The following is a 24,737-nucleotide window of genomic DNA, read 5'->3' on the forward strand; positions in this document are numbered from 1 at the left end:
CCACCGCCCTGTGCATACCTCACGCCCCAGGGCTACCGGTGCCAACGGCCGACTGTCAGGCGAACGGCACCGACATCACCTAATCAAGTTCAGTAGTTTCAGATGATGCGGATCTTGCATCTCTCTGACACTCATCTCGACCGCTCTGGCGGTCCCGACGCCGACGGGGCCGATGGCACTGCCGCACTTCGCTGCCTGCTTGCCGAACTGGACCACCTGCGCGACCTCGACGCAGTAGTGGTCACGGGCGATGTCGCGGACGACGGTTCTCTCGAGGCATATGCGCGGGCGCAGGGGCTCCTGTCCAGGTACGCCGGCCAACGAGGGGCGGACGTCTTCTACACGACGGGCAACCACGACGACCGCACCGCATTCGCAGACGTGCTCGGCAGCGGCCACGTCCAGCCCGAGGCAGTGTACGAGGGAGCGGCGGGTGAGCGAGCAGGGGCAAGCACCATCGACGGATGGCGGCTGATCACGCTGGACACGCTCGTTCCGGGCAAGGGTTACGGTCGACTGGACCGTGGTCAACTCGACTGGCTCCGCGAACTACTCAGCAGCCCGGCACCATTGGGCACCGTCCTGGCCTTCCACCACCCGCCAGTCGCCCTGGACGTCGACGTCCAGCGGGCGCTGGGCTTGCAGAACAATGCAGAGCTGGCCGAGACCATCCGTGGAACCAACGTCCAACTCATCTTGAGCGGACACTTCCACCTGCAGATTCTGGGGCACCTGGAACAAGCAACCGTCTGGGTGACGCCCGGCGTCGTCAGCCGCATCGATCTGACGGCTCGGCCCGGCACCGAGCGCGCTGTCCACGGCCCGTCAGCCTCCCTCGTGCAGCTCGGAACACCCCACGGCCCCCTTATCCACACGCTGCATGTCCGTGACCCGCGCATGGGTGAGACGGTCTACGAGGCCGACGAGGAGGAGATGCGCGAGGTCATCGAGAGGCTCGGCCCCTCCGCGGTGAACCCGAACTGAGCCCAGGGCTCCGCTCCGCCGCTTCACTGGCTTGCTGCTCATGCCGAGCAGCACCCGCTGCGACTCTTGGCTGTTCGAATCGAGAGCCCACCAATTGCTGTCCGAAGTGCTGAACAACTGCTGCTCAATCTCGTGGACAAAGCCAGCCCGCGAACACCTGGCGCGCAGGTTGAGGTTGGCGAGGAGCTGGTGGGCGGGCGTGTACTTCTTTTGGCGTCGGGGCGGATCAGCATGCCGATCGGGAAGCGGCCTTTGACACGGCAGCTGTAGTTCTGGTGTTGGTGCAGGTCGGGCGTGTCAGGGGCGGGTGTGGGCATGGGTATGGGTATGGGCATGGCCACCGTGATCATGAACGTTTGTGAGGACGTATCAAGAGACGGTGGCCGTGGAGGCCACGATAGCCGGGCAGGCGTGGGCGAAGGCGTTCGGGACGGCGGTGGGGGGTGAGAGGTCTACTGCGGCCGCGAACTACGCACGGAGATCCGCCGGTTAGACATCTCCGATGCGGCTCTGCGCCGCTGGCACCACTTTGCCGATCGTAGTGGCGAGCGTGGCTCCGAGGACGCTGACGCCCACCAGGGTCAGCCAGATCGAGGCTGCCCCGGTGGACAGCAACCCGGAGAGCACGGCCGGAGCGACCGCTCCTGCGACAGTCACGGCGAGCTGGTTGAGGGCCAAGTACCGGCCGCGGAGAGCGTCTGGGGCGCTCTCCGCGGCGACAGTCGACGTGATGGGGCCGCCGAGGATTTCACCGAAGGTGTAGCTGATTGCACCGAGCAACAAGACGCCGACCGCGAGGGCGGGCGCAGCCACGCGGTCGGCGGCGAGGAACAGGAGGTAGCCGGCCGCAAAGGAGACGTGTCCGGCGACGAGGACGCGGCTGCGGATCCGCCCGCTGAGCCACCCGACGACGATGCCTTGGCCGAAGCCGACCATCAGGGTGTTGAGCGTGAAGACCGTGCCGGCATTCCAGCCAGGCAGTCCCAGCACGTGCACGGCGTAGACCGGTATCGCGATGTTGAGGGCGAACAAGGAAATCGCGAAACACAGTTGATGCGCGACCAGTAACAGGTACCGCCGGTCCCGGAGCACGCGCCCCCAGCCTCCAGCAGTGTCCTGGCCCGCCTCGGGACGGACATTCGGCACGGCCCGCATCAGAACGAAGGCGGCGACATAGGACAAGGCGTTGCCGACCACGATCGTGGCGTAGGCGCCGTGAGTACCGATACTGACGGCGACGGCGGAGAAGAGCCCGCCGAGTGCGTAGCCGAGGTTGCGTACCGACCCCAGAAGACCGAACCAGCGCTCGCGTTGGCCGGGCGCGGCCAGCGCCGTGACGGTCACGCCGTAGCAGCTGAAGAACACCGCCCGCCCGGCACTGTTCAACCAGGCGCAGATGGCGATCTGCCATGTCTGGCCCACGACGAGATACCCGGCGAAGCCGAGTGCCTGGGCCAGGTTTGCCGCCTGCACTACCGGCTTGGCGCCGTGCCGGTCGACCAGTCCTCCGACCAGAGGACCCGCCGGGAGCGCCAGCAGCCCGGCCGTCGTCAGTGCCGCGCCCACCTGCACCAGCGTCAGCGACGTCGTGGCCAGGAAATACAGCATCGAAACGGGGACGAAGACACCGGTGCCGAGCGAGTCGATGACGATCGCTGCGACGAAACGTCCGTGCCGAGCTATCGAGGGACGGACCGTGCAATCGGGAAGAGACACACCCCGGACGGTATAGATTTTATACCGGTATCCACAACGCTACCGGGAGTCGTGTATGGGTAAGGCCTACAACATCATGGCCGCGACCTGCCCCAGTCGCACCGTTCTGCACCGGATCGGGGCGCGCTGGACGGTGTTCATCGTCAACGCGCTGGACAACAGGCCGATGCGATTCACCGAGCTCAAGGCGCACATCCGGGGGATCACACCGAAGGCGCTCACCGAGACGCTTCGGGCGATGGAGTACGACGGTCTGATCTCTCGCACGGAGATTCCCGCAAATCCCCCACATGTCGAATACGCCCTCACCGACCTCGGCCGGTCACTGCTGACACCCCTACGTGCCGTCCGGGAATGGGCCGAGAGCCACGTCCCCGACATCGAACGTGCCCGCGCACAAGCCGACGCGCAACGGTAACCCCGTTCGCCGATCTGGCCACGAATCGCGCGGCGCGGGGCAGTCACGGCAGCTGTGGTTCCGATCACGGTTGGTCGTAAAGGTGGTGTCGTTGCTGGTGGCAAGCTTGCGCGATGGCCTGATGCCGTCAGCGCCAAGCGGTCCAGCGGAGCGCGTGCTCGCGATCACGCGTGGGTGGCGGCAGAACGAAGGTCCGTAGGAAGCGTACGAGTTCGGGGCAGGTCAGCGGGACGAGACGGGTCGGTCGTCTGGTGGTGACGGGTGTCTCGGTATGCAGGGTCATGGTGAGAACGGCGGCGGCGATCAGGGAGAACAGTGACCACCGCGTCCAGGAGTTCCAGCAGGTGACCTGGCCCTGGTCGAGGCCGGTGTAGCCCTTCGCGAGCTGGCGTCGGCCCTTGGCGCCGTCGCCGGTGGCCTGGCGCATCCACTGCTCGGGGCGGACCTTGTTGAGCAGTTGACGGGCTTGCCAGCGCCGTCCGGCGCCGTCGACGACCGGGTGGGTGGCCGGGACACCGACGGCATAGCCGAGTCCTAACCGGCGGATCTCCATGCGTAGTTCACGGCCGCAGTAGACCTCATCGGCGGCGAACCAGCGAGCGCGCACCCCGGCGTCGAGGGCATCGGCCACCATCCGTGCGGCCTGCTGTGACTTGGTGGCGAAGGTGATCTCGTCGGGGACGCCGGCCGCCTCGCGTCGCTCATCATCGGCGACCCAGTCAGCCGGGAGGTACAAGGCCCGGTCGATGATCACCCGTGTGGTCGATGTGACCACGGCCAGATGCACCGCGACCTGGCACAGACCCACACCGTGCAGGGCACCGGAATACTGCCGGCCCGCGCCCACACAGCCAGTCGAGGACTTGGCGTCCCCGGTCTCGTCCACCACCAGCACCACGTCCTCGTCGGCAAGGTGATCGATGACCATCCGGGCGACCTGCTCGCGCGCCTGGTCGTGATCGAAACGGGCGCGAGAGAGCAGATGCTGCAACCGATGCGGGCCGGGGTGCCCGAGCGCCTCGGCGAGGGTCCAACAGTTGCGCGTGTGCACCTCCAGCAGCAGCCCGGCGGTCAACTCCCGGTCGGTCTCGCGTGCTTCACGCCTCGCGAAACAGCCTCCAATCACGCCCATCGCCGCTCCGAACGCCTTCGCCCACGCCTGCCCGGCTATCGTGGCCTCCACGGCCACCGTCTCTTGGTACGTGCTCACAAACGTTCATGATCACAGTGGCCGTACGCATGCCCAGACCCGCCCCTGACACGCCCGACCTGCACGAACACCAGAACTACAGCTGCCGTGTTTGAGTCCGTCTGATTCGAGGGACGAACCACCCTGCCCAGTAGCCGAAGGAATTGGGGCTGCCATAGGCGTGAAAGCTCAAGCGACCCTCAAATAACGCGCCCATCGGCTTCCATCACAGTCCCTTCACTTGCATCGCAAGATCCAAGGCATGCACAAATAGCGAGGCCGCCGCGCAGCTGAAACAAGTGCTGCGTGTACGTGCTCACAGCTCTCTGAACAGGAGCTTCAGGCTGCTTGTGGGGGAGTTGCATGTTTTGGTGCGCGTCGTCGCTGCTTTTTGCGCGTAATGCGTATACGTACAGCGATCTCTGCCGCTCTTGCTTCGTCCCTGACTGCTGCTCTTGCTGTCACCAGCGCCCCGGCCTTCGCCGCTGACGGTGATACCGCCGTGCAGGCTGCCGCTGTTGTGCAGCAGGCCACTGGCACGCAGACCATCGCCGCGTCCACGGCCACGGCCACCAGTCCGGCGCAAGCTACGACGGGTGGTGTAACCGTCTCCACCCCGGAGAACGCCGGCGGTCAGGTTGCCGCCTCAGCACCGGGCACGGGCAGCCTGTCACTCGGCCTGCCCGGCCGCAGTGACGTGGAGGGGTTAAGGCCGGAGAGGGCACCGTCGTCTACCCGGATGCCGCCACCGCGACCGACCTGGCGGTCCAGCCCTCCACGGACGGTGGCGCGTCCACTTTGATCACGCTCAAGAATGCCCAGGCACCGACCACGCAGCGCTTCACCCTGAACCTGCCGGCCGACACCAAAGCAGTGGAAGACGGAGCTGGCGGCTACCTCCTGCTGCGCACCCTGGCAGGCGGCACCGGCGCCCAGGAGGTCGGGCACATCTCCGCGCCCTGGGCGAAGGACGCCAACGGCCAGCCCGTACCGACTCATTACACGCTCGAAGGCGATCAGCTCGTTCAGACGGTGGCGACCACGAGCAACACCGCTTTCCCTGTGGTCGCCGATCCCCACTTCACGTGGGGCATCATCACGGGCACCGCGTATTTCAACAAGTCCGAGACCAAGAAGCTGGCATACGGCGGTCCCGTCGCTCTTGCCGTCCTGACCACGATCGCCGGCTCCATGGACATTGTGATCGACCCTATTCTGACACTCGTCGTGGCACAGGCGGCTCTCGTCGAGCACGCGGACAAGTGTGTAGAGGTCAAGACCGACGGTGTTGTTGCACAGTACAAGGGCGGCTACTGCAAGTAGGTGCCGCCGCTGACTTGAGAGGGGACAGCGCAACGTGGCTGAAGTGCTGGTGTGGAGTGGTGCGATCGTGCTGACTGTGTGCACGTTGTACCGCGGCTATCTGCGCTCGACATACGGTCGGCAGCAGACATCGCCGATTCGGGGCAGCCGTATGGCGATGATTGCTCCGCTGGTGGTCATGGCCATCGTGTGGGGCACTACCTACATCGCTGTCGGCGACGGTTTGCTCGCCTGGGTGGCCGCCCTATTGTGGGGACTGGCCACCGCTGAGGTCGTCATCATCGCCCGGTCGATGCGCCGTCCGGCCTGAATCGGCCGCCCCAATGAGTGCGCTGGACCGCTCTGTACCGGTGATCGGCCGGCCCAATGGCAGGCGGCGCTTGGGAAGCGGTGACCGCGATATCGTAGAGGACCACTGACGACCATCCCATCGCATGATCTGGCAGGAGATCCGCGTGCCTGAGGACCCTGGCGCGCAGGGCGAGATCGCCGCTCTCACCCGCTGTTTCGAGGACGGGGCGGAGCGGACGGATCGAGAGTTCGGGATCGTCAAGAGCGATCTCACGGCACTGCGCCTGCAGGTGGGCAACCCTTGATCAGAAGGTGGGCAACCTGGACGCGAAAGTGGATGACCTCGCCGGTGAGGTCCGAGGCCTCACCGAGAAGATCGATCGTAACCAGGCGCAGATCGTTGAGCTGCTGACCCAGCTGATCGGGCGGAACCCGAACGCCAGCTGATCTCCCTTACGGCTGCGGCCCGCGAACACATCGGGTGTTCGCGGGCCGCAGCCGTATGCGCAGGTCGCATGGTTGGGAGGCGCTGACGTCCGTGTGCCCTCTCCTACGGGTTTCTGGAGTGCCGGTAAGACCTGTGCCACCAGCCAGAAGCGAACGAAGGGGCCGGGGCGGGTGACCGCCGCGGCCGCCGCGGGGTGGCTTAGCTGACGGGCTGGTCTATCTCGGTGGTGTCGGCGGGGTCGGTCGGGGTGCGTCGGTTGCTGCTGTATCGGGGCGGACCGGCGGGAGGTCGGGAGGAGTGCCGCACGCCGATCCAGGTTCCGTAGAGTCCGGAGAGGGCGGTTGCGATGGTGCCCAAGGACCCGGCCGGAACGTGGAGGAGGATCAGCAGGATGCCGGTGGCCAGGATGGCGAGGAAGACGGTCATGTCCAGATAGCGGTTGTTCCGGCGGACCGGGTTGATCGTGCTCATGATGTCCCTGCTCTCCCGAGTGGAGCCCCGCGGGTCGGGGCCTGATGTGGTTGTAGCCCGGGGCCGACATCGTTAGAACCGATCTTTCTTGCTGCTTCAGCGGCGGGATTTCGCTGGGCTGCCACCTGGCCGGGAGTTTCTTTCTGAATGGCCTCGGACCAGCGGGAATGCCCCTATTCCGGCCTCGCGAGCTACTCGATAGCCTGACGCCATGCCAGAACAGGGGGACGTCGGAGACGCCGGCGGAGATGGCGGGACGGCACGTCGGGGGGCACCGCGCACGCCTCTGGAAGACTTACCTGCTCCCTTGCGCGAGTTCACCCGGGAGCTGCGGGAGTTGGCCGGTGACCGGAGCAACACCGAACTTGCGGCGGCACTGCACTGGTCGGAGTCGCACATCTCCAGAGTCTTGAGTCCACGGAGTCTGCCCCACATGCGCGCCGTCGTCGGTGTGGCCGGGCATCTGGGCGCCGACAAGGCGGCGTGGAAGCGGAGATGGGCGAGGCTTCATCACAAACTACAGAAAGAGGGCAGGACGGACCTGCTTCCCGGCCGGCAGGACATGCCGGAGCACGAAGCGCTCAAGGCGGCGGCGGCTGAGGCCGAAGCCCTCGTCCGCACGATCGACGTCCCCCGTGCGGATTCCCGCCCGTACGACTCAATGCGGGCTGCCCGGCTGCTGGCAGGGATCAACAAGGACCGGCCCACCAGGACGTTCAAGATCGGAGCGTCTGCCGATGAGTGCTGGACCGATCTCACCGACTACCTCAAGCGGCTCGCCCTGCTCTTCGACCCCCGCCCGATCCCGACCAAGAACGACGGCCACACACACCTCAGGGACGTCCTGCCCCGCCTCGCCGGACTAGCCGAACTGACCGGCATGTCGGAGTGGCAGGACCTCACCGACCAGATCCACGCCACCTACAAGACAGCTGAGGGCAGCGGGTGGGAAGCGGTGGATCCTGGGTGGAGCGCTGCGGTCAGGTACAACGACGAATTCGCCGCGTTCCGCGCGGCGGCCGGCCGCAAGGCCTCGCAGCTGGCGCGAGCCGGCGCCGCCCACATCTCCGACCACCCCTCGCTCCCGCCCGCAGTAGCACCGGTCAACCGCCACCAGTACGACCCGCCGCGCAGCGACATCACCGCATCTGGCGCAGGGATGGCTGTGCTGGCCACCGTGGTAACCGTGATCCTCGTGCTCTTCGACGTTTCGTGGACGACCTGCGGCCTCGTGGGAGGGATCCTGGTCTTCGCTGCGGTCGCCTTCTTCATCAGCGCGAAGTTTCGGGATTCGCGGGACTGAGCCCGGCAGGGACAGGGACGATGCGGTCAAGACCGCTCGTTTGCGGCTGGTGACGATCCCGTCGGCTATTCCGCGGTGAACTGCGTCGGCACCTCTGCGGGATTGCCGAGGTTGAGGGCGCAGGATCCGGAGAGCATCCGCAGTTCGCCGAGGTTGACCCAGTACACGCAGTCCGGGTCCTCCTCCGGGGAATGGTCGCGGGCTCGGTCATAGGCGTCGAGCGCGGCGTTCTGGGCGCGGGCGGAGGCCCGGGACTCGCCGGCGTGCGCGTGAGCGCGGGCGAGGCGGGCGTGCAGCATCGCCTCCATCCTCGGTGAGCCGATCCGGCGGGCTTGGCCGAGCGCGCCGTTGACCAGGCCGGCGGCGCCGTGCGGGTCGCCGGTCGAATAGGACAAGCACACCGCCGTGCGCGGGCCGGGGACAGGCTGGGACCTGCACGAGTACCGTCATTCCGCCCTGACCCACCTGGGCGAGCAGGGAGCCTCCCTGCTGATGCTGAAGGCGAAGTCGAGGCACAAGAAGCCGGAGAACGTCCGCCGCTACTTCAAGCCGTCCCCCGAGGCGATCTCTGAGCTGACCAGTCTGCTCGCACCTGGCGACAGCCGCCGGTGAATGCGCGGTGCTGCTGAGACCGGTGCGTATCCGCGTCCGCGTCTCTCCCGGTCCGATGCGGGCCGTGGTGGGGACCGGGGCACTTGCTATAATCGAGCAGTCGGCCTTCGGCGCCCTAGGTTGGGAGCGCGCGAAGGCTTTTTTCATGCCTTCTGACACATCTGCCTCCGGCACACCTCCCACCACCTACCGTGACCTGCTCCGCAACCGTGAATTCGTCGGCCTGTACGCCAGCTTCACACTGACGGTCGCCGCGAGCACCTTGTCGGGCTTCGCGCTCGGCACGCTGGTCAACCAGCAGACCAAGTCCCCGTTCCTGACCGCTGTGAGCATGTACGGCGCCACCTTCGCGACGGTACTCGGTGCGCTGACGCTGATGTCGGTCGCGGACGGAAGCCGTCCTCGCCGGACCCTCGTCGCGCTCCAGTGCGTCTCGCTCGTAGGTGTTGCCGCACAGGCGGTTCCAGGGCTGCCGCTCGCCGCCCGGTTCGGTCTGCTCCTTGTACTGGGGTTCTTCCAGTCCCTGGGAACGGGCGCACGGATGGGGCTGCTCGCCGAGGTGGTGCCGACCTCAACCTATGCACTGGCACGTTCGCTGATGAACATCACCTCGGGAGGCATGGCCATCCTCGGCTACGCCATCGGCGCCGTACTGCTGCGGTACCTGAGCCCGCAGGAGGTCTTCGCCGTCGCGACAGCCCTGACCGGCGGTGGATTGATCATTGTGGCGGTGACGGTCCGGGAACGCTCGATCCGTCTGACCCGTCGCCCTGGACTGCGCCAGACCTGGACGACGAACATCGAGCTTTTCTCCCACTCCGGCCAACGCGCGCTGCTGCTGAACCTGTGGGTCCCCAACGGCCTGATCGTTGGCTGCGAGGCCCTGTTCATCTCCTACGCCCCCCATCACGCTGGCGTCTTCCTGGCCGCCGGATCGGCAGGCATGCTCCTCGGTGACCTTGCGGTCGGGCGGCTGTTCACCGCCGAGCAGCGACGCCGCTACGCATTCGCCCTGCGACTGCTGCTCGCCGCCCCCTACCTGCTGTTCGCCGTCCACCCGCCCATGCTGGTGGCGACAGCCGCGGTGTTCACCGCCAGTGCCGGCTTCGCTGCCACCCTGCCGCTCCAGGAGCAGCTTCTGGAGTTGACCCCTGATCCGGTCCGTGGCCAGGTCCAGGGAGTTGAGTCCGCCGGCCGGATGACGTGGCAAAGTATCGGAGCCGCGATCGCTGGCGGCATTGCCCAGCACTTCACTTCTGGTACGGCCATCACCTTTGTGGCCGCCGTCTCCATCGCCATCACCGTCTTCTCCCGGCCCTTCGTGGTCCGCGCCCGAGCCGTCCGCGTCCAGGCGGCCAACGCCTAGAGTTCCCAAGACGGTGCGAGCGGCGGGCGCGGCCAGACGCGCCCGCCGCGTCTTGCTACTCGTCGACAGCGTCCGGGGCACGGAGGGGCCGCATTCCGCCGGGCAGGTCGGGGGGGCTGGAAGGAGTACCGGCCCAGCACGTTGATGTGGTGGCGGACCGGGTGTGAGTAGTTGCGGTACAGAAAGTGCCGCTGAGATTGATCTTGCTCGGGTAGCACATTGTCCGTTGGTGGTGCTGGGGTTCGGCGATACCCGCCGCCGGCGCCTCACGGGTGACTACGGTCCCGGCCGTGCCGGTGGAGTTTCTGACTGATGAGCAGGCCGAGGCGTACGGGACGTTCACTCAGGTGCCCACGCGCCCGGAGCTGGAGCGGTTCTTCTTCCTCGATGACGACGACCGTGACCTGATCGCGCTGCGGCGTACGGACACTCACCGGCTGGGCATGGCGGTGCAGATCTGCACGGTCCGCTACATCGGCCGGTTCCTGGCCGGTGATCCGCTGGCTGTGCCGTGGGAGGTCGTGGAGTACCTCGCCACTCAGCTCGGCATCGAGGACACCTCGTGCGTGAAGCGGTACCCCGAGCGGCGCCGGACGCCGTACGAGCATGCTGAGGAGATCCAGGAGCGGTTCAAGTACCGGGACTTCACCGACCGGAAGTGGGGCCGGGAGTTCCGTAGCTTCCTGTACGGGAGGGCGTGGACGCACGCCGAGGGGCCGGAGGCGCTGTTCAACCACGCGGTGACCTGGCTGCGCAAGAACCGGGTGCTGCTGCCCGGGGTCTCGGTGCTGGCTCGGCCGGTGTCCGAGGCCCGTACGGTGGCCGAGCGGCGCCTGTACGAGGCGGTGACCCGGGCGACCCACCGGGCCGATCCTGCGCTCGCGCCGGCACTGGCCGGGCTGCTCGACGTTCCGGAGGGCAAGCGGGTCTCGGAGCTGGAGCGGCTGCGGACACCGCCGGGACCCGGACGCCGTCGAAGCCGACGCCGACGACTGAGCGGCCGTCAGGTGTAACCGTCGCGAGGTCGGCCGAGCGAGGGCGCTGGAAGGTCAGGGGTCGCTGTTGTCGGCCTGGTGTGACCGCGGTGGGCGGCGCTGGGTGGGGTGGGGCCACAGGAAGGTGATGGCCAGGAGGGTGATGGTGGCGCCGAGGAGGTTGTTACCCAGTCGCCAGGCGGAGTCCGTCACGGCGAGGGGCTTTTCGAGGCTGGTGAGGAGCAGCAGGACGGGGGTGCCGAGGAGGGGCCAGTAACCGTAGTTGTACTGGCGCAGCGGGCGGGCGAGGCCGCCGAGGACGGCGATGAAGGCAACGGTGGTCCAGTAGCCGGTGTGGGCGCTGATCAGGAGGAGCACCGCGGTAAGCGCGGACCCGCCGACCATGCCGATGCTGCGTTTGACCAGCCGTGCCTCGGTCGCCTCCCAGGAGGGGCGGAGTGTGGTCAGGACCCCGACGAGCACCCAGGTGGCGAAGGGCCAGTGCAGCGCGGTGAGGACCAGGTAGCCAACGCAGATGCAGACGGCTGCCTGTGCGGCGTAGCGGGCCTGCGGACTGCGTCGGCGGATGTGGTCGGCAAGCTGCCGCCCGGGGGCTTTGACTCGCAGGCCGGTGAACGGCGGTGCGACGGGCGAGGCCGCGGCGGGGAGCAGCAGGACGGCCAGGGCAGCAGCGCCACCGAGGAAGAAGGCTGCGAGGTAGCCAGTGGCGGTCAGGCCTTGCGGGGCGTTGGTCGCCATCAGGAAGGTGATCAGCGGGGTGATGGTCATCCCCGGCACGGGGATCATCAGCGCGAGGATGATGATGGCGGCCGCGGTCCAGAGCTCGTGGTGGCCGGTGAGGAGCCCGAGGCTACTGGTGGCGGTGAGAATCAGCAGCCGTCGGCCCAGGAACAGCAGGCGCTGGAGCGCGGTCCGGGGCGGGATCGCCAGCGCGATGAACCAGGCGGCCAGCGCGGCGGTGGCGCCGGCTGTGCGGGATCCGGCGAGCTCACCGGTGATCAGAGGGACCGCGACGACCGCGCTGACGAGGATCCCGAACCGCCAGTGGTAGTGCGCTCCAGCTTCGCGGCGGAGGTAGATTCTCAACCCCGCCGCGAGCGGACGAGGCTCGGTCACAGGTCGGCCAGCTGCCCGGTGGTGGTGATCGTCGCGATCCCGGTCAGCATCTGCACCGACGCCTCGTGTTCCTGGAGGGTCGGGGCGGCGCACGCGTCCTCGGCGACGACGACGCGGTAGTCGCGGTCGTGCGCGTCGCGGGCGGTGGCCTGGACGGCCCACACGGTGCTCACCCCGCACAGCACCACGCGCTCGATGCCCGACGCGGAGAGGCTCTGCTGGAGCCGGGTGCCGTAGAAGGCGTTGATGCGCGGTTTGGCGATCACGAAATCGTCGGCATCGACGTGCAGATCGGGGTGGAAGGCAGTGCCCGGGCCGGTCAGGTCGAGCGCGCCGAACTCGTGGGCACGGCCGAACATCGGCGAGTGCTTGGGCTGGTCGTGATACCCGGCCTCGAAACCGACCTTCACCAGGACGGTCAGCCAGCCGCGCTGCCGAGCGGTCTCCTTCGCGGCATTGAACCGGGCTACGACGTCCCGTTCCGCTGCCTGGGGCGCACACCGGGCGATCTTCCCGTCCGGGTGCATGATGTCGACGATATAGTCCAGACCGATGAGTGCCGTGCGCATGGGGTGTCCTTCTCTTTCATGCTCAGGGTTGTTCGCGGAAGTCCGCGACGCGCCGCATCAGGGCACCGGCCGCCAGGAGCTGCTGCGCTTCCGCTGGGCTCAGTGCCGCGGCGACGGCTCTCACCAGCCACGACTCGCGCTCCGACCGGTCACGCTCTAGCAGCTGCCGGCCGCGCTGGGTCAGGGCTGTGAGGCTCCGTCGGCCGTCGGCGGGATCCGGCGTCAGCTCGACGAGCTCCTTGGCCTCCAGGCGCCGCAGCAGGGCGGCCACATTAGGCCTGGCCATGCGCAGGTCATCTGCGATGCCGCTCGGACTGGCGGACGCTCCATGCCGGTCGACCGCTCCCAGGACCAGGACCTCGTTCAGCGGGATGCCGCCGACGTGCTCCTCGCGCAGCCGCCGGTGCAGCGCCATGAGGTCCTGCCGGAACACGTGGGCCTCGTTCCTCTCCATGAAGTAATTATGACTCATAACTATTGTTCGCCGCAAACGCGCATCCGTGGATGCCGAGATTCGCCTGACACCCCCACCGTCCGGGTGTCCGCCTGCAAGAAACCTTCGTTTTCTGAAGATCCCTCCCAGAGGGGTGTCGGGACCCTTCCGGGCCTTCAAAAACCCTTTAAAACCTGGGTCGTTCAAGAAACCCGAACCGCCGTTTTCTGACATGATCCCGGGGTCATGACGACCACTCAGGGGCCAGCGGAAATCGGGTACGCCCGGGGGTCGACCGGCGGGCAGAAGCTGGAACGGCAGCTCGACGCGCTCACCGCAGCCGGGTGCCGGAAGATCTTCGCGGACAAGAAGTCCGGCAAGGATGCGCTCCGCCCCGAGCTGAAGGCGTGCCACGCGTTCCTCGACGTGGGCGACGCCCTCGTCGTCCCCTCACTCGACCGCTACGGCCGCAGCCTCCAGGACCTCATCAACATGGTCGCCGAGCTGCGCGTGGCTGTGTCACTTTTCGTGGATGTCGTTTCGACGCGAGTTTGGGAGTCACTTGCGCCGATTCCGCGTGATCAATGTCAGTGAGAATTGATGTCACTCCGGTTGGAGCGCAGGGTTCGAACCAAGTGTCAGGTCTACCGGCGAGGTGACCGGTCCGTTCTCGCAGAGCATCGCATCGCACAGTTCGAACAGCGTGTCACCGCGCCGAGTCAGGCACGCACGAGGTCTTCCCGGAAGTGTGACGCGAAGTCGAACGCGTCCCCTCGGGCATCGTCATGCAGCAAGCTCACCTCTGCGGCCTTCGTGTGAACGTACCCAGGGCAAGAAGACAGATCTTGTCACGCCCTTTGATTCTCTGGACGTGGCCGGTAGACCGCGCCCGCTGGAATTGGTCACCGTCCGGCCTGGGCGAATCCTGCTGCGTGCGGCTACGTTCGTCGGACAGCCCCCGTTCACGTGGCCTCCTTTGAACCTGCGACAGGCCGTATGTCAAGCAGCGACTCGCCGACAATTCCCGGCGCCCCACCAGCATTGCGGGTGACTAGACGTTAGAAGATCACCTGCAAGGACTAATTGCTGTCCAACTGCTTGTGCTTACAGTGCATTTGATGGCCCACCAGCTCTGTCTCTGAGTGGCGTCGAGGGCTCCGCGTACCCGATTCAGCCCCACGGAGCCGGGATCCCGATTTGCTCGATATGACAGCGATAAGGGGTGTTAGTACGTTCAATCACGCACCGGCTGTCACAGCGGGCGCTCCTGTCCCAGTCTCAGAGGAGAGCAAGCGATATGTTCACGATCCGTTCCCGCAAGATCGCCACGGCCGTCGCGGCCGCCGCGGCCATGACCGCGACAGGCATCACCTACGCCTCGGCCGCCTCGGCGCCGGTTCCCCAGGTCGCCCCGGCGGTCACGGCAGCACCGTCCGGCGGTCCCAGCACTCCCAACACCAACGAGGGCAAGGGCAACGAGGGCAAGGGCAACGAAGGAAGAGAAGGAGGGGGGCCCCGCCGCCATTTCGAGGGCAGGATCCTCTTCAACGAGCGCGAATTCTCCGGCCGCCCCGACGGCTGCATCACCGTCGTCAGCGGCCTGGGTGCCAAGACCCTCAACATCCGCAACGACAGCCGCAACGTGGTCGAGGTCTTCCGCGGGGCCGTCTGCAACAACGGCGCCCCCGTCGCCACCGTCGGCCCCTTCAGCTCCGCCAACGGCGTCTGCCCGAGGTTCAAGGACGATGACGAGCACGAGCACGAGAACGAGAACTGCGAGGAGCGAGAGCACCACGAGAACGGCGAGCACCACGAGAAGGGCGAGCACCACGAGAAGGGCGAGCACCACGAGAAGGGCGAGCACCACGAGGAGATGGAGGACGGCGTGAAGGTCAAGAACGGAGTCGTCGCCAGCTTCCGCGTCATCTGCCGCCACGGGATTGGCGAGGGCGGCGGATTCGGCGAGGGTGGCGGATTCGGCTGGGGTGGCGCATTCGGCGAGGACTGAGGCCAGCAGCCACCTGATGCGCACGCTGGAGAACGCCGGCTCACCGGAATTGGGCCGGCGCCCTCCGGCAAGGCGCACAATACAGGATTCCGGCCCGTAATCGGGCCGGGATCCTGTTCATTCCCGCCCCTCTGGCCGCAGAGGCCCTTACCGGACGCAATGGCCTGCGCAATGACGTCCCCAAGCTCCTTGGAGTCGTTGCTGAGGTAGAGCTACGACGCGACGGTTTCTGCCTCGGCCGAGCAGCCCGCGGCGCACAGGGGATGAGCGGGGGGCCTGGGCCCGAAGGTGGACCACACTGCCGACCGTCGGCGGCCGTCAGGAGGCGCCCATGGCAGCGAGCAGGACCGCTGCTTCCTGTTCCCCGCCGACGGCATCGAGGCCCTGATCGCCGAGATCGACGCCGCCGCGAAGCACCGGACTGACGCTCACTGTCATCAGCGAGGTCAACCCTGCTGGTCTCACCTCGCTGGCCGCCCGTTGCGGTACGCAGCGGAGTACAGCAACCACCGCGACCGCAGCCGACCGACATAGACCTTCGAAGTCCCCATGACCGGCATCCTGGACCGCAACGGCCGTCCGGCCGATAGTTCGGGACGAAGAGGTCAGCGCCGGCCACTGCGCGCGCCGATGGATCGAGCGGCGATGGTGCAAACAGGTAGGTTGACCGTGGCCGTTCAGAACACAGTGGCTGGCTTGGGGGACTCCGTGGACGAGGACGAAATCAGGCGTGCGGTTGCGCGAGGGATGCAGGACTACAGGAAGTCCCGCCCGAAGCCCAAGGGGATCGTCGCGGAGGCGGAGAGCGCCATAGGCGGTTGCGTAGCGATGTTCTTCGTGGCCTTGGTAATTCTGGGCATCGTCGCTGCCTGCAGCAGGTGACGCACCTTCCCGGCACGCACCACCGGCGCGATTTCGGGGCCGTCCCCGGGCCGTGCGAGGCCGGCCAACGCCAACCAACAACGACAGAAGCGCACGGCATCTGAGCAGCTCAGAGCCGTGGGCTTCGTCAGTCCCGCTGGTCAGCGGGACCCGTGCTTACAGGCCATCTCATTTGGCTCCTCGCTGGAGTGTTCGGAACCACGATGAAGCGGGCTTCAGTTCCGCATGGCGCCGGTCAGCGGAGCCAGCACGTGCCATCCCTCCGTTTCGTACAGAGCCCGGCCTTCCGACGTCGCGACGAGCACGCCCTCTGTCGCGCCCTGTCCGGCGGCAGCGTTGGCGAGCGTGTGCATCACGAGGCGACCCAGACCACGGCGTTGATGAGCTGGGTCGGTCTCGACCTGGTCGACGACTGCGGTGGGGCCGACGACGGCGATCTGTCCGCGTGCGGCGAAGGCACCGTCGGTGGTGCGTACCAGGACATGGGTGACGCCGGCTCGGGTCCAGCTGCGCAACCGGTAGCCGTCGGCCGTCTTGGGTGGGGCGTCGGAACAGGCGGCGCTCAGCGGGACGGACATCAGGAAGCCGGGTCCGCCGGCGACGGACCATCCAAGCCCGAGCCAGGGCTCGAGTGCCTCTGGGGATGCGGGTGCCTTCACCCATGCGCCGGGCGCAGTGGTGTCTTCAGTGATCTTGCGGATAGCCGCATCGTCGGCGGTTGTTAGCACGTGGCGTACGACATGCCCGGGCAGGCCAACGTCAATGGTGAACCCCCAGGCAGTAGCGGCCGGGTCGGCTGTGCCGCGCGAAACGGACCAGCCAGACACCCACGCTTGAATGGCCTCGGCCGTGTTCATGAGAGGTTGAACACCCCCTGGATGCGAGTAATAGACGAATGGCAACAATACCTATTACGTCCAGGGTGTCGGCTGAGTTGCCCGGCCGTTGACGGGAACGGGCCTCGATTGTGGCCTTGACCGGAGCCGGGCTGTGGTCTTGCAGGTCAGTCGCGTGCCCGAGCCGCGTCGTCGGTTCACGAGTTGCCTCATTCCGCGCCTCGATAGCCTGCCTCGGTGGGGATAGTTGAGCGGCTGGTGCCGGATGAGCTTTGGGAGTTGTTCAAGCGAGTGGTGCCCGAGGCGCCGACGCGGCCGCAAGGTGGAGGCCGGCGTCGGTACGGAGACCGGGAAGTGCTCGCCGCGATCATGTTCGTGGCGGTGTCGGGTTGCACGTGGCAGCAGCTGCCGTCCACCTCTTTTGGGCCGTCGGGCGCAACGGCTCACCGACGCTTCGCGGAGTGGTCGAAGGCTCGAGTGTGGGCGAAGCTTCACCGCCTGGTCCTTGACGAGCTCGGCTCTCGGGGCGAGCTGGACTGGTCCCGTTGCGCGATCGACTCCGTAAACATGAGGGCGCTGAAAAGGGGGAGCTGACAGGGCCGAATCCTGTCGACCGAGGCAAGTACGGCTCGAAAATCCACTTGATCACCGATCATGCAGGTATGCCCCTGTCTGTCGTGATCTCCGGGGCCAGCATCCACGACAGCCAGGCATTGATCCCGCTCGTGCAGGGAATTCCGCCGGTCCGGTCCCGGCGCGGCAGACGGCGGCGAAGGCCGGACAAGCTCCACGGCGACAAGGGCTACGACTACAACCACCTGCGGCGATGGTTACGCGGCCGAGGAATCACGCCCCGGATCGCCCGCAAGGGCGCGGACTCCAGCCAGCGGCTCGGCCGGCACCGCTGGACGATCGAACGCACGATGGCCTGGCTTGCCGGGTGCCGACGCCTCCACCGCCGCTACGAACGCCAGGCAAGCCACTTCCTGGCTTTCACCAGCATCGCATGCACCCTCATCTGTTACCGCCGACTCACCAATTGAGATGGCCTGTTTGTAGACCCCTTGTGGGGCCGGGCCTCACTGAAGCTCCTGTGAGACGAGACCGCCCGCACTCTGCCTTCGGTGAGATCACTCAACCTTCGGTGCGACAGGACGGCAGCCTCCGCATCCGTGATCACGATCTACGGCTGGAGTAGCTGAGTATGCTCAGAAAACAGCCTCTGACCAGCGGCGATAGCGAAGTGCAACTGGAGTACTAGCGCGGGTACGCTGGCCTTGGGGACGACAGGGCCGACGCGGCGGCCATACCGCTGGGGCCCTCAAGAGTTCCGCAACTCCACGATCGCGCCGCCCCACCCCCTGGAGCCGTCGTGACCGCACCGCGTGCCCGAGCCGTGGCCGCACTCGGCTGCTTCACCCTCGCGGCACTGTGCCTGAACGCCTGCGGCACGCCGACCGCCCGGATCGAGAAACCCTCGTCGGCGACCTCCGCGCAGAACGTGGGCGGGATGCGCGCCCTGGTCGCCGCGGCGAAGAAGGAGGGCAGGCTCACGGCGATCGCGCTTCCGCGTGACTGGGCGGACTACGGCGGCCTGATCGACGGCTTCGAGAAGAAGTACGGCATCAAGGTCACCGTGGAAGATCCGTACGCGCACAGCGCGGACGAGATCAGCGCCCTGAGGAGCAGCCGAAACCGGCCGACCGCCCCGGACGTGATCGACGTCGGCGACACGTTCGCCCGGGCGGCGGCACGGCAGGATCTGCTCGCGCCGTACAAGGTCGCGCCGTGGGACGCGATCCCCGGCAACCAGAAGGACCCCGGGGCCCACTGGTCCAACAACTACGGCGGCTACATCTCGATCGGCTGCGACACCCGGCGCGTCAAGCCCTGCCCTGAGACCTTCGCCGATCTGCTCAAGCCCGCCTACCGCGGCATGGTGGCGCTCGAGGGGAACCCGACCCGGGCTGAATCCGCCTTCGCCAGCGTCTACGCGGCCGCACTGGCGAACAACGGGTCGTTCGACGACATCCGGCCCGGCCTCGACTTCTTCGCCAAGCTGAAAAGGACCGGCAACTTCAATGCACTCCAGTCCACCTCAGCCACGATCGAGGCCGGCCGGACGCCCATCAGCATCAACTGGGACTACCTCAATCTCGGCTACGCCGACCAGCTCCGCGGCAAGGGCGTGAACTGGCAGGTCGCGATCCCCTTCGACGGCAGCTTCCCCCAGTACTACGCACAGGCGATCAACAAAAACGCCCCGCATCCGGCGGCCGCCCGCCTGTGGCAGGAGTACCTCTTCAGCACGGAGGGCCAGAACCTCCGGCTCCACGGCTATGCCCGCCCGGTCCTCATGGACGTCATGCAGAAGGACGGCACCCTCGACAAGGCCGCCGCCGCCCAACTGCCGACGGTGGAGGGGACGCCGCAGTTCCCGACCGACGCACAACTGGAGAAGGCGAGGCAGACCGTCGTCCGCGGCTGGACGGCGGCCATCTCCGGCTGATCGGCGGTCGGCCGAGGTTTGCCGGGCAATCAGCCGGAGTCTGGCGCCCTGGCAGGGCCGGCCACACGGACGCCGACACCAAGCCTCCACCGTCGGCTTGAATCCGAGCTCGGTCCTTACAGCCCATCTCATTTGGACTGTTCGAATGCCTGCCGAGGTGGGGATCGTTGAGCGGCTGGTGCCGGATGAGCTGTGGGAGTTGTTTCAGCGGGAGGTGCCGGAGGCGCCAACACGTCCGCAGGGTGGTGGCCGGCGGCGGCACGGCGATCGGGAGGTGCTGGCGGCGATCCTGTTCGTCGCCACCTCGGGCTGCACGTGGCAGCAACTTCCGTCCGCCTCGTTCGGACCTTCTGGCGCGACAGCCCACCGGCGGTTCGCGGAGTGGTCGAAGGCCAGGGTGTGGGCGAAACTCCACCGCCTGGTCCTCGACGAGCTCGGCGCCCGCGGCGAACTGGACTGGTCTCGGTGCGCTATTGACTCCGTGAACATGCGGGCCCTGAAAAGGCGGGACTGACAGGCCCGAATCCTGTGGACCGGGGCAAGTACGGCTCGAAGATCCACTTGATCACCGAGCGGACCGGTCTGCCCCCGTCCGTCGGCATCTCGGGGGCCAACGTCCACGACAGCCAGGCCCTCATCCCGCTGGTGCAAGGCATACCGCCGATCCGGTCCCGTCGCGGCCGACGTCGACGCAGACCCGGCAAGCTGCACGGCGACAAGGGCTACGACTACAACCACCTGCGGCGTTGGTTACGAGGCCGCCGCATCACACCACGAATCGCCCGCAAGGGAATCGACTCCAGCCAGCGGCTCGGCCGACACCCCTGGACCATCGAACGCACCATGGCGTGGCTCGCCGGATGCCGACGCCTGCACCGCCGCTACGAACGCAAAGCCAGCCACCTTCTTCAGGGCGAGGTCCAATCGCGGCGCCTGCGCGGCCAGGAGGGCGATCAGCTCGTCCCGCCAGCGGCGGACGGTGGACTCGGACACGTTGTTGCCGCCGGCCATGTCGGCCGGGCGCTGGTCGTGCCGCAGCACGGCCAAGACGATCACCGCGATCTTCGGGAAGCGCACGCACCGCTTCGAGCACCGAAAACCGGCAGGCAACCGCTGGCGGATGATCTACTGCGCAGACAGCCGCCTCTGACCAGCGTGAGCACCCTGAGCACCGATCACACCAGCCCTTTGACCTGTGTCTTCAAGTTGGCGGAGGCCCAGTGGATACCACCGGCCGGGAGTGGACGACATCGTGCGGGAGTGCGCGACATCGCCGGGACGATGCCGTGCATCCACCCGATGCGCACCCGCCGTATTTCTCGTCGACCATGGCCCGTGTCAAGGAGGAATGCGACGCCACCAACCCGGACCGTGCCCTGCGGGTCCGGGCGCCACAGGCCGAGGGCACCCCAGATCCGGGAGATCCGTTCGGGACGGGTGCCCCGGCCTTAAGGTGCGCGTACCCCGATGGGCCTCTGGCACTCTGGTCACGACAAGCAGGCGGTCCGGCGGCTCCCCGGCTGTGATCCGAACCAGGAGAGCCTGGCAAGGACAGGCGCCCGGATCTGGCTTTGCCTGCCCGCGACGTTAGGTCTCCGCTGGGGTCTGGTCTAGCGGTGACATCAAAAAGTCAACCGGCATTGCACGCGTCTTTCACAGCCACCGGGTCTTGCGCGGCCCGAATTGCCAGGGCCGCCAAGGTCACAGCCGCTTGGAGGGCCCGGCTGCTGGGCCAGGTCTTCCTCGAAAGGTGGCGTTCTCAGTCGGCGAGGTCGGGCTTGCCGAACAGGACGGCGTAGCTGGAGGGGAGCTGGCTGATGATCTGGTTCAGCTCGCCGCCGCTGACGGTGTCCGCCACGGTGGTCAGCGCTGCGCTGGCGTCCCATTCGGCGGTGCGTGGCCGTGCACCGATACGTTCCGCGACCCGGCGGTAGAACTCCTCGATCCCGAACCTCTCGGGCTGCTGCTTGGTGTCGGCCAGCATCTGTGCGAGCGGACCGGGCAACTGCGATGCCAGGTCGTCGACCTCTCCGGGACTGATCCGCTGTGCCAGCACGCCCAGGACGGCTTCGGTGATCGCAGCGGCTTCATCCTGGTCGGTGTACTCGCCGCGCTCGGGTACGCGAGCAAGGAACTCGTCGTACCTCATGGTCACCTCCGACGTGCGTGCATCCCGCGGCACCAGAGCTTCTGATGTCACTGGCCCAGTACCCAGGAGACCGGCGCATGCGCAGCCGGCGCGCGCCGGGCCAAGGGCCGGCATGCCTGCACAAGGGGGTAGCCGGGAAAAGATCGTAGGACAGGACAGTACGCAGCGTCCGGGTGCGCAGCGGGCGGCACGACCGACGATCATGAAGGAGGCACACGCGTGGCGGAGCCGGAGCGGACCGAGAGCATGGATCAGCGATCCCGTGGAGCGGCTGACACCACTGTGGCCGGGGCGCTGGCCGCCATCGGCGCGGGGGCGTACGTGGTGGATGAAAAAGGGTGCATCATCGCGGTCAACGCCCGAGCCGAGCAGCTGCTGGCCCGGCCCGCTGAGGACCTCGTCGGCCGTGACGCGCACGATCTGCTGCACCGCGATGCCCGCGGCCAGCCGATGCCGACCAGCCGATGCAGCATGCGGCAGGCCTTCCACGCCGGACGCACCGCCCAGGCTGAAGGAGAGTGGTTCGCCCGCGGTGACGGCTCCCTGCTGCCCATCTCCTGGGTGATCACTCCCTATGACACCGGTGGCCAGGAGGCCGCCACACTCGTTGTCTTCCACTGCGACCAGCAACCGCAGGAAGCGGGCCGGCGGCCAGAGCCGGTGACTGAGGCGCTGACCGAGCTCGAGCGCCTGGCCCTGCTGGCAGAGACCACCACACAACTGACCTCCACCCTCGATACCAACGAGGCGCTGCGCCGGCTCGTGGCCTTGCTCGTGCCCCGGCTGGCGGACTGGGTGGTCGTCGACCTGATCACGGAGCGCGACGAGGTGTGGCGCACCGCCGTGGTCCACGCCGAAGGCGAGACTCTGGTGCATCACGAAGAGCTGCAAGGACCGATGCCCCCGGTGCCGGAAGAATCCACGATGCCGCTGTCCAGAGCTCTGCGTGGGGTTGCTTCCACTCTTGCCGGTCCGAAGACATACCAGCGGGCACCCGATTCCGGCATCGCGGTCGAACAGCGCCGCCTGTTCGAGGTGACCGGTATCTGCTCCGCGGCCATCGTCCCCATCCGCAGCACCCGGGAGGTTCTGGGGGCCCTGACCCTGGGCCGCGCAGACCAGGCGGGGGACTTCACCACCGCCGACCTGCCGCTGGTCGAGGACATCGCACGCCGGGCCGCGGTCGCTTTGGACAACGCGCGTCTCTACCAGCGTCAGCGCAAGGTCGCCGAGACCATGCAGAACCATCTGCTGCCCCAGCTGCCGCGCGTGCCCGGGCTGGAGATGATCGCCCGCTATCTGCCGGCACCCGACGCCTCACAGGTCGGCGGCGACTGGTACGACGCCTTCCGCCTGTCCGACGGCGCTACCGCCCTGGCCGTAGGGGACGTCGTCGGCCATGACCTGGAGGCAGCGGCCGGCATGGCGCAGGTGCGCAACGTGCTCCGTGCCTACGCGTGGTCCCAGCAGGAACCCCCGAGCCGGATCGTCGAGCGGCTCGACGAAGCGATCACGCACATCACCAATGTCCCCATGGCCACCATGATCTTCGCCCGCCTCGAGCAGGCGGACAACGGCCACTGGGAACTGTCCTGGACCAACGCCGGCCACCCGCCACCGCTGCTGGTCAGCCGTGACGGCCTCAGTCGCTACCTCACCGACGGCCACGACATCCTCCTGGGGACCGGGACCCGCACACACCGCCCCGACGCCACCGCCGTGCTGCCGCCCCGATCCACCCTCCTGCTGTACACCGACGGCCTCATCGAAGAAGCCGGCCACTCCCTGGACGAGGGCCTGGGCCGGCTGCGCCAGCATGCGGCCGCACTCGCCCACCGCCCCCTCGCCTCCTTCACCGACCAGCTACTGCGGCGGGTCCGCGCCGCCGACAATGACGACGACGTCGCCCTCCTCGCTCTACGGACACCAGTGGAAACACGAGCCAGATAGGCGCACTGCTCCCCTGGCTGGACGGGTGGACACACGCGTGCTGCCGTAACGCATATGCGGGCCCTACCTCTCCAACACCGGGGCGGGGCACCACAGCTTGGGCTGAGAGCCGTGGCTGGCGTCCTTGGCCACAACAACTCCGAATTCGCCAACTGTCGCGCAACAACCTCGCCAACTGTCATACAACGCTGGGGGCTGACCAGCGGTGACGCGAAGCCGACTCGCCAAGCGTCATGCAAAGGCACATCGACCATGACCCCTTGTCCAGGCCGCCGCCCCGACCAGGGCCGCGTTTTGCCTTGACCACGCTCGCTACCGGTCGTCGTCAGACCGGGGACAAAGGGGTCCCCTGCACGCTGCTCCCTCGATCACCGCCCACCCAAGGGCGGCCGGAGCGAAGGAGCCACCGCGATGACCACGCACCGACCAACGGCCAGCGCCCGGCGCGCCCACCCCGACCGCGGTCCCGACCAGCACGGGGCAAGCCGCCCCAGTCTCCTGCGGTACGCCCTTGGGACGCCACTCTTTGGCACCCACTTTGGTGCCCGGCATCGAGCAGGACGGAAAACCCGCAGGTCACCACACGCCACGTGGTCCCGACCCTCTCTTCTCCTCCTGAACTTTGTAGTGATGTCCGTGGCGGAGGAGATCATCGGGTCCGGGGGCCGGATGCCCTCTGCGGCCGGGGGCGGCCGGCGCCCGGCAGGTGGCCGCGCGCGACGGGCGAGGCAGGGGCGGGGCTGATGGCGGGGAAGCGGAAGACGAACCCGGCGGGGTCGACGAACAACTTGCGAGGCGACGTGCTGCGCGTGCTTGGTGTGCTTGAAGGTCGCTACCGTCGAACAGATCCAGCAGATGGCGCCCCGCACGTGAGCTACCGGCACACCGACAAGGCCAAGCCCTCGGAGCGGAAGCAGGCCGTAACGCCTCGCATCTGGGGGCGCTCTCCGATCTGCGCAGGCACGACCTGGTGGAGAACGGCGGGAGGACCTCGGGCGGGGGACACCCTGCGCAACCTGACGCCCATGGGCCTGAAGGCCGCCTCCTACGAGCTGGGGCGGCCAGTGGGGGGAGATGGGCCGGACCGGCCCGTGGCGCGGGCCGCAGCGGCGTCTCCCACCCGATGGCGGTCAACGACGCCCTGCTCGCGCTGCTGCGCCCGAAGCCGG

23 protein-coding genes and 5 pseudogenes are annotated in these 24,737 nt (G+C 67.4%); 17 read left to right on the top strand and 11 right to left on the bottom strand.

Going from position 1 to position 24,737, the window contains the following annotated elements; all coding sequences use genetic code 11:
• The first annotated feature begins 102 nt into the window (after positions 1-102).
• Positions 103-984, top strand: coding sequence for a metallophosphoesterase family protein (locus tag ACWDEN_RS44795; RefSeq protein ID WP_351619253.1), 882 nt, complete (start codon positions 103-105; stop codon positions 982-984).
• Positions 985-1,473: 489 nt separating this feature from the next.
• Here ACWDEN_RS44795 and ACWDEN_RS44800 read toward each other — a convergent pair whose 3' ends face one another.
• A complete protein-coding gene (locus tag ACWDEN_RS44800; protein WP_351619250.1) occupies positions 1,474-2,700 on the bottom strand; it encodes an MFS transporter in 1,227 nt (408 codons plus the stop codon).
• 55 nt (positions 2,701-2,755) lie between these two features.
• On the opposite strand from ACWDEN_RS44800, the gene ACWDEN_RS44805 reads away from it, so the two are divergent.
• A complete protein-coding gene (locus tag ACWDEN_RS44805) occupies positions 2,756-3,118 on the top strand; it encodes a winged helix-turn-helix transcriptional regulator (protein WP_014670894.1) in 363 nt (120 codons plus the stop codon).
• Positions 3,119-3,182: 64 nt separating this feature from the next.
• On the opposite strand, the pseudogene ACWDEN_RS44810 reads toward ACWDEN_RS44805, so the two are convergent.
• A pseudogene (locus tag ACWDEN_RS44810) lies at positions 3,183-4,328 on the bottom strand (IS701 family transposase).
• Between the two features lie 777 nt (positions 4,329-5,105).
• On the opposite strand from ACWDEN_RS44810, the gene ACWDEN_RS44815 reads away from it, so the two are divergent.
• The 4 genes from ACWDEN_RS44815 to ACWDEN_RS44830 all read left to right on the top strand — a co-directional run bounded on the left by ACWDEN_RS44815 (position 5,106) and on the right by ACWDEN_RS44830 (position 6,368).
• Entirely contained in the window at positions 5,106-5,630 is a 525-nt protein-coding gene (locus tag ACWDEN_RS44815; protein WP_450863762.1) for a hypothetical protein, read from the top strand.
• Between the two features lie 34 nt (positions 5,631-5,664).
• On the top strand, positions 5,665-5,940 hold the full coding sequence (locus ACWDEN_RS44820; RefSeq protein ID WP_450863764.1) for a hypothetical protein: 276 nt from the start codon (positions 5,665-5,667) through the stop codon (positions 5,938-5,940).
• 124 nt (positions 5,941-6,064) lie between these two features.
• Positions 6,065-6,226, top strand: coding sequence for a hypothetical protein (locus ACWDEN_RS44825; RefSeq protein ID WP_351623463.1), 162 nt, complete (start codon positions 6,065-6,067; stop codon positions 6,224-6,226).
• 7 nt (positions 6,227-6,233) lie between these two features.
• Positions 6,234-6,368, top strand: a complete 135-nt coding sequence (locus tag ACWDEN_RS44830) for a hypothetical protein (RefSeq protein WP_351623464.1) — start codon at positions 6,234-6,236, stop codon at positions 6,366-6,368.
• Positions 6,369-6,567: 199 nt separating this feature from the next.
• On the opposite strand, the gene ACWDEN_RS44835 is transcribed toward ACWDEN_RS44830, so the two are convergent.
• The gene (locus tag ACWDEN_RS44835; RefSeq protein ID WP_351622740.1) at positions 6,568-6,840 is read right to left on the bottom strand and encodes a hypothetical protein; all 273 of its coding nucleotides are present in this window, start codon (positions 6,838-6,840) and stop codon (positions 6,568-6,570) included.
• Positions 6,841-7,147: 307 nt separating this feature from the next.
• On the opposite strand from ACWDEN_RS44835, the gene ACWDEN_RS44840 reads away from it, so the two are divergent.
• Complete coding sequence (locus ACWDEN_RS44840; RefSeq protein ID WP_450863766.1) at positions 7,148-8,143, top strand: hypothetical protein; 996 nt, start codon at positions 7,148-7,150, stop codon at positions 8,141-8,143.
• Between the two features lie 65 nt (positions 8,144-8,208).
• Here ACWDEN_RS44840 and ACWDEN_RS44845 read toward each other — a convergent pair whose 3' ends face one another.
• Positions 8,209-8,538 (bottom strand): hypothetical protein, encoded by a 330-nt coding sequence (locus ACWDEN_RS44845; RefSeq protein ID WP_450863768.1) that lies wholly within the window; start codon positions 8,536-8,538, stop codon positions 8,209-8,211.
• Here ACWDEN_RS44845 and ACWDEN_RS44850 point away from each other — a divergent pair.
• The 3 genes and pseudogenes from ACWDEN_RS44850 to ACWDEN_RS44860 form a co-directional block, all read left to right on the top strand.
• Positions 8,534-8,755: pseudogene (locus ACWDEN_RS44850) on the top strand (site-specific integrase); the annotation flags it as partial. The gene ACWDEN_RS44845 and the pseudogene ACWDEN_RS44850 overlap by 5 nt on opposite strands.
• A gap of 7 nt (positions 8,756-8,762) precedes the next feature.
• The gene (locus tag ACWDEN_RS44855; RefSeq protein WP_450863769.1) at positions 8,763-10,121 is read left to right on the top strand and encodes an MFS transporter; all 1,359 of its coding nucleotides are present in this window, start codon (positions 8,763-8,765) and stop codon (positions 10,119-10,121) included.
• Between the two features lie 290 nt (positions 10,122-10,411).
• Positions 10,412-11,080: pseudogene (locus tag ACWDEN_RS44860) on the top strand (DUF4158 domain-containing protein); the annotation flags it as partial.
• A 90-nt stretch (positions 11,081-11,170) separates the two neighbouring features.
• Here the strand turns inward: ACWDEN_RS44860 and ACWDEN_RS44865 are convergent.
• From ACWDEN_RS44865 to ACWDEN_RS44875, 3 genes are read right to left on the bottom strand one after another with little or no spacing between them, the layout of a single operon-like run.
• On the bottom strand, positions 11,171-12,232 hold the full coding sequence (locus tag ACWDEN_RS44865) for an FUSC family protein (RefSeq protein ID WP_351622749.1): 1,062 nt from the start codon (positions 12,230-12,232) through the stop codon (positions 11,171-11,173).
• The gene (locus ACWDEN_RS44870) at positions 12,229-12,801 is read right to left on the bottom strand and encodes an isochorismatase family cysteine hydrolase (RefSeq protein WP_351622751.1); all 573 of its coding nucleotides are present in this window, start codon (positions 12,799-12,801) and stop codon (positions 12,229-12,231) included. The genes ACWDEN_RS44865 and ACWDEN_RS44870 overlap by 4 nt, the downstream gene beginning before the upstream one ends.
• Before the next feature lie 22 nt (positions 12,802-12,823).
• On the bottom strand, positions 12,824-13,255 hold the full coding sequence (locus tag ACWDEN_RS44875; protein WP_351622753.1) for a MarR family winged helix-turn-helix transcriptional regulator: 432 nt from the start codon (positions 13,253-13,255) through the stop codon (positions 12,824-12,826).
• 225 nt (positions 13,256-13,480) lie between these two features.
• Between ACWDEN_RS44875 and ACWDEN_RS44880 the strand changes: the two genes are divergently transcribed.
• On the top strand, positions 13,481-13,828 hold the full coding sequence (locus tag ACWDEN_RS44880) for a recombinase family protein (RefSeq protein ID WP_351622756.1): 348 nt from the start codon (positions 13,481-13,483) through the stop codon (positions 13,826-13,828).
• A gap of 39 nt (positions 13,829-13,867) precedes the next feature.
• Here ACWDEN_RS44880 and ACWDEN_RS44885 read toward each other — a convergent pair.
• Positions 13,868-14,028, bottom strand: a pseudogene (locus ACWDEN_RS44885) (NF041680 family putative transposase); the annotation flags it as partial.
• 503 nt (positions 14,029-14,531) lie between these two features.
• Between ACWDEN_RS44885 and ACWDEN_RS44890 the strand changes: the two are divergent.
• Positions 14,532-15,242 carry a hypothetical protein gene (locus ACWDEN_RS44890; RefSeq protein ID WP_450863772.1) on the top strand — a complete coding sequence of 237 codons (711 nt, stop codon included), beginning with the start codon at positions 14,532-14,534 and terminating at the stop codon, positions 15,240-15,242.
• 318 nt (positions 15,243-15,560) lie between these two features.
• Here ACWDEN_RS44890 and ACWDEN_RS44895 read toward each other — a convergent pair whose 3' ends face one another.
• Positions 15,561-15,692, bottom strand: coding sequence for a hypothetical protein (locus tag ACWDEN_RS44895; RefSeq protein ID WP_351622762.1), 132 nt, complete (start codon positions 15,690-15,692; stop codon positions 15,561-15,563).
• Positions 15,693-15,911: 219 nt separating this feature from the next.
• Between ACWDEN_RS44895 and ACWDEN_RS44900 the strand changes: the two genes are divergently transcribed.
• Positions 15,912-16,124 carry a hypothetical protein gene (locus ACWDEN_RS44900; protein WP_351622765.1) on the top strand — a complete coding sequence of 71 codons (213 nt, stop codon included), beginning with the start codon at positions 15,912-15,914 and terminating at the stop codon, positions 16,122-16,124.
• Between the two features lie 215 nt (positions 16,125-16,339).
• On the opposite strand, the gene ACWDEN_RS44905 is transcribed toward ACWDEN_RS44900, so the two are convergent.
• Positions 16,340-16,981 (bottom strand): GNAT family N-acetyltransferase, encoded by a 642-nt coding sequence (locus tag ACWDEN_RS44905; protein WP_351623408.1) that lies wholly within the window; start codon positions 16,979-16,981, stop codon positions 16,340-16,342.
• A gap of 222 nt (positions 16,982-17,203) precedes the next feature.
• Between ACWDEN_RS44905 and ACWDEN_RS44910 the strand changes: the two genes are divergently transcribed.
• From ACWDEN_RS44910 to ACWDEN_RS44920, 3 genes and pseudogenes are all read left to right on the top strand, one after another.
• A protein-coding gene (locus tag ACWDEN_RS44910; protein WP_450863790.1) for an IS5 family transposase occupies positions 17,204-18,003 on the top strand; the annotation gives its coding sequence in 2 pieces (ribosomal slippage) (positions 17,204-17,539 and positions 17,542-18,003; 798 coding nt in all).
• A gap of 329 nt (positions 18,004-18,332) precedes the next feature.
• Entirely contained in the window at positions 18,333-19,469 is a 1,137-nt protein-coding gene (locus tag ACWDEN_RS44915; protein WP_450863775.1) for an ABC transporter substrate-binding protein, read from the top strand.
• Between the two features lie 145 nt (positions 19,470-19,614).
• A pseudogene (locus ACWDEN_RS44920) lies at positions 19,615-20,378 on the top strand (IS5 family transposase); the annotation flags it as partial.
• Positions 20,379-21,228: 850 nt separating this feature from the next.
• Here the strand turns inward: ACWDEN_RS44920 and ACWDEN_RS44925 are convergent.
• Positions 21,229-21,618, bottom strand: a complete 390-nt coding sequence (locus tag ACWDEN_RS44925; RefSeq protein ID WP_450863777.1) for a DUF2267 domain-containing protein — start codon at positions 21,616-21,618, stop codon at positions 21,229-21,231.
• A 246-nt stretch (positions 21,619-21,864) separates the two neighbouring features.
• Between ACWDEN_RS44925 and ACWDEN_RS44930 the strand changes: the two genes are divergently transcribed.
• On the top strand, positions 21,865-23,568 hold the full coding sequence (locus ACWDEN_RS44930; RefSeq protein WP_450863779.1) for a SpoIIE family protein phosphatase: 1,704 nt from the start codon (positions 21,865-21,867) through the stop codon (positions 23,566-23,568).
• The last annotated feature ends 1,169 nt before the right edge of the window (positions 23,569-24,737 follow it).

The sequence above is a fragment of the Streptomyces sp. NPDC001153 genome (genome assembly GCF_053598315.1).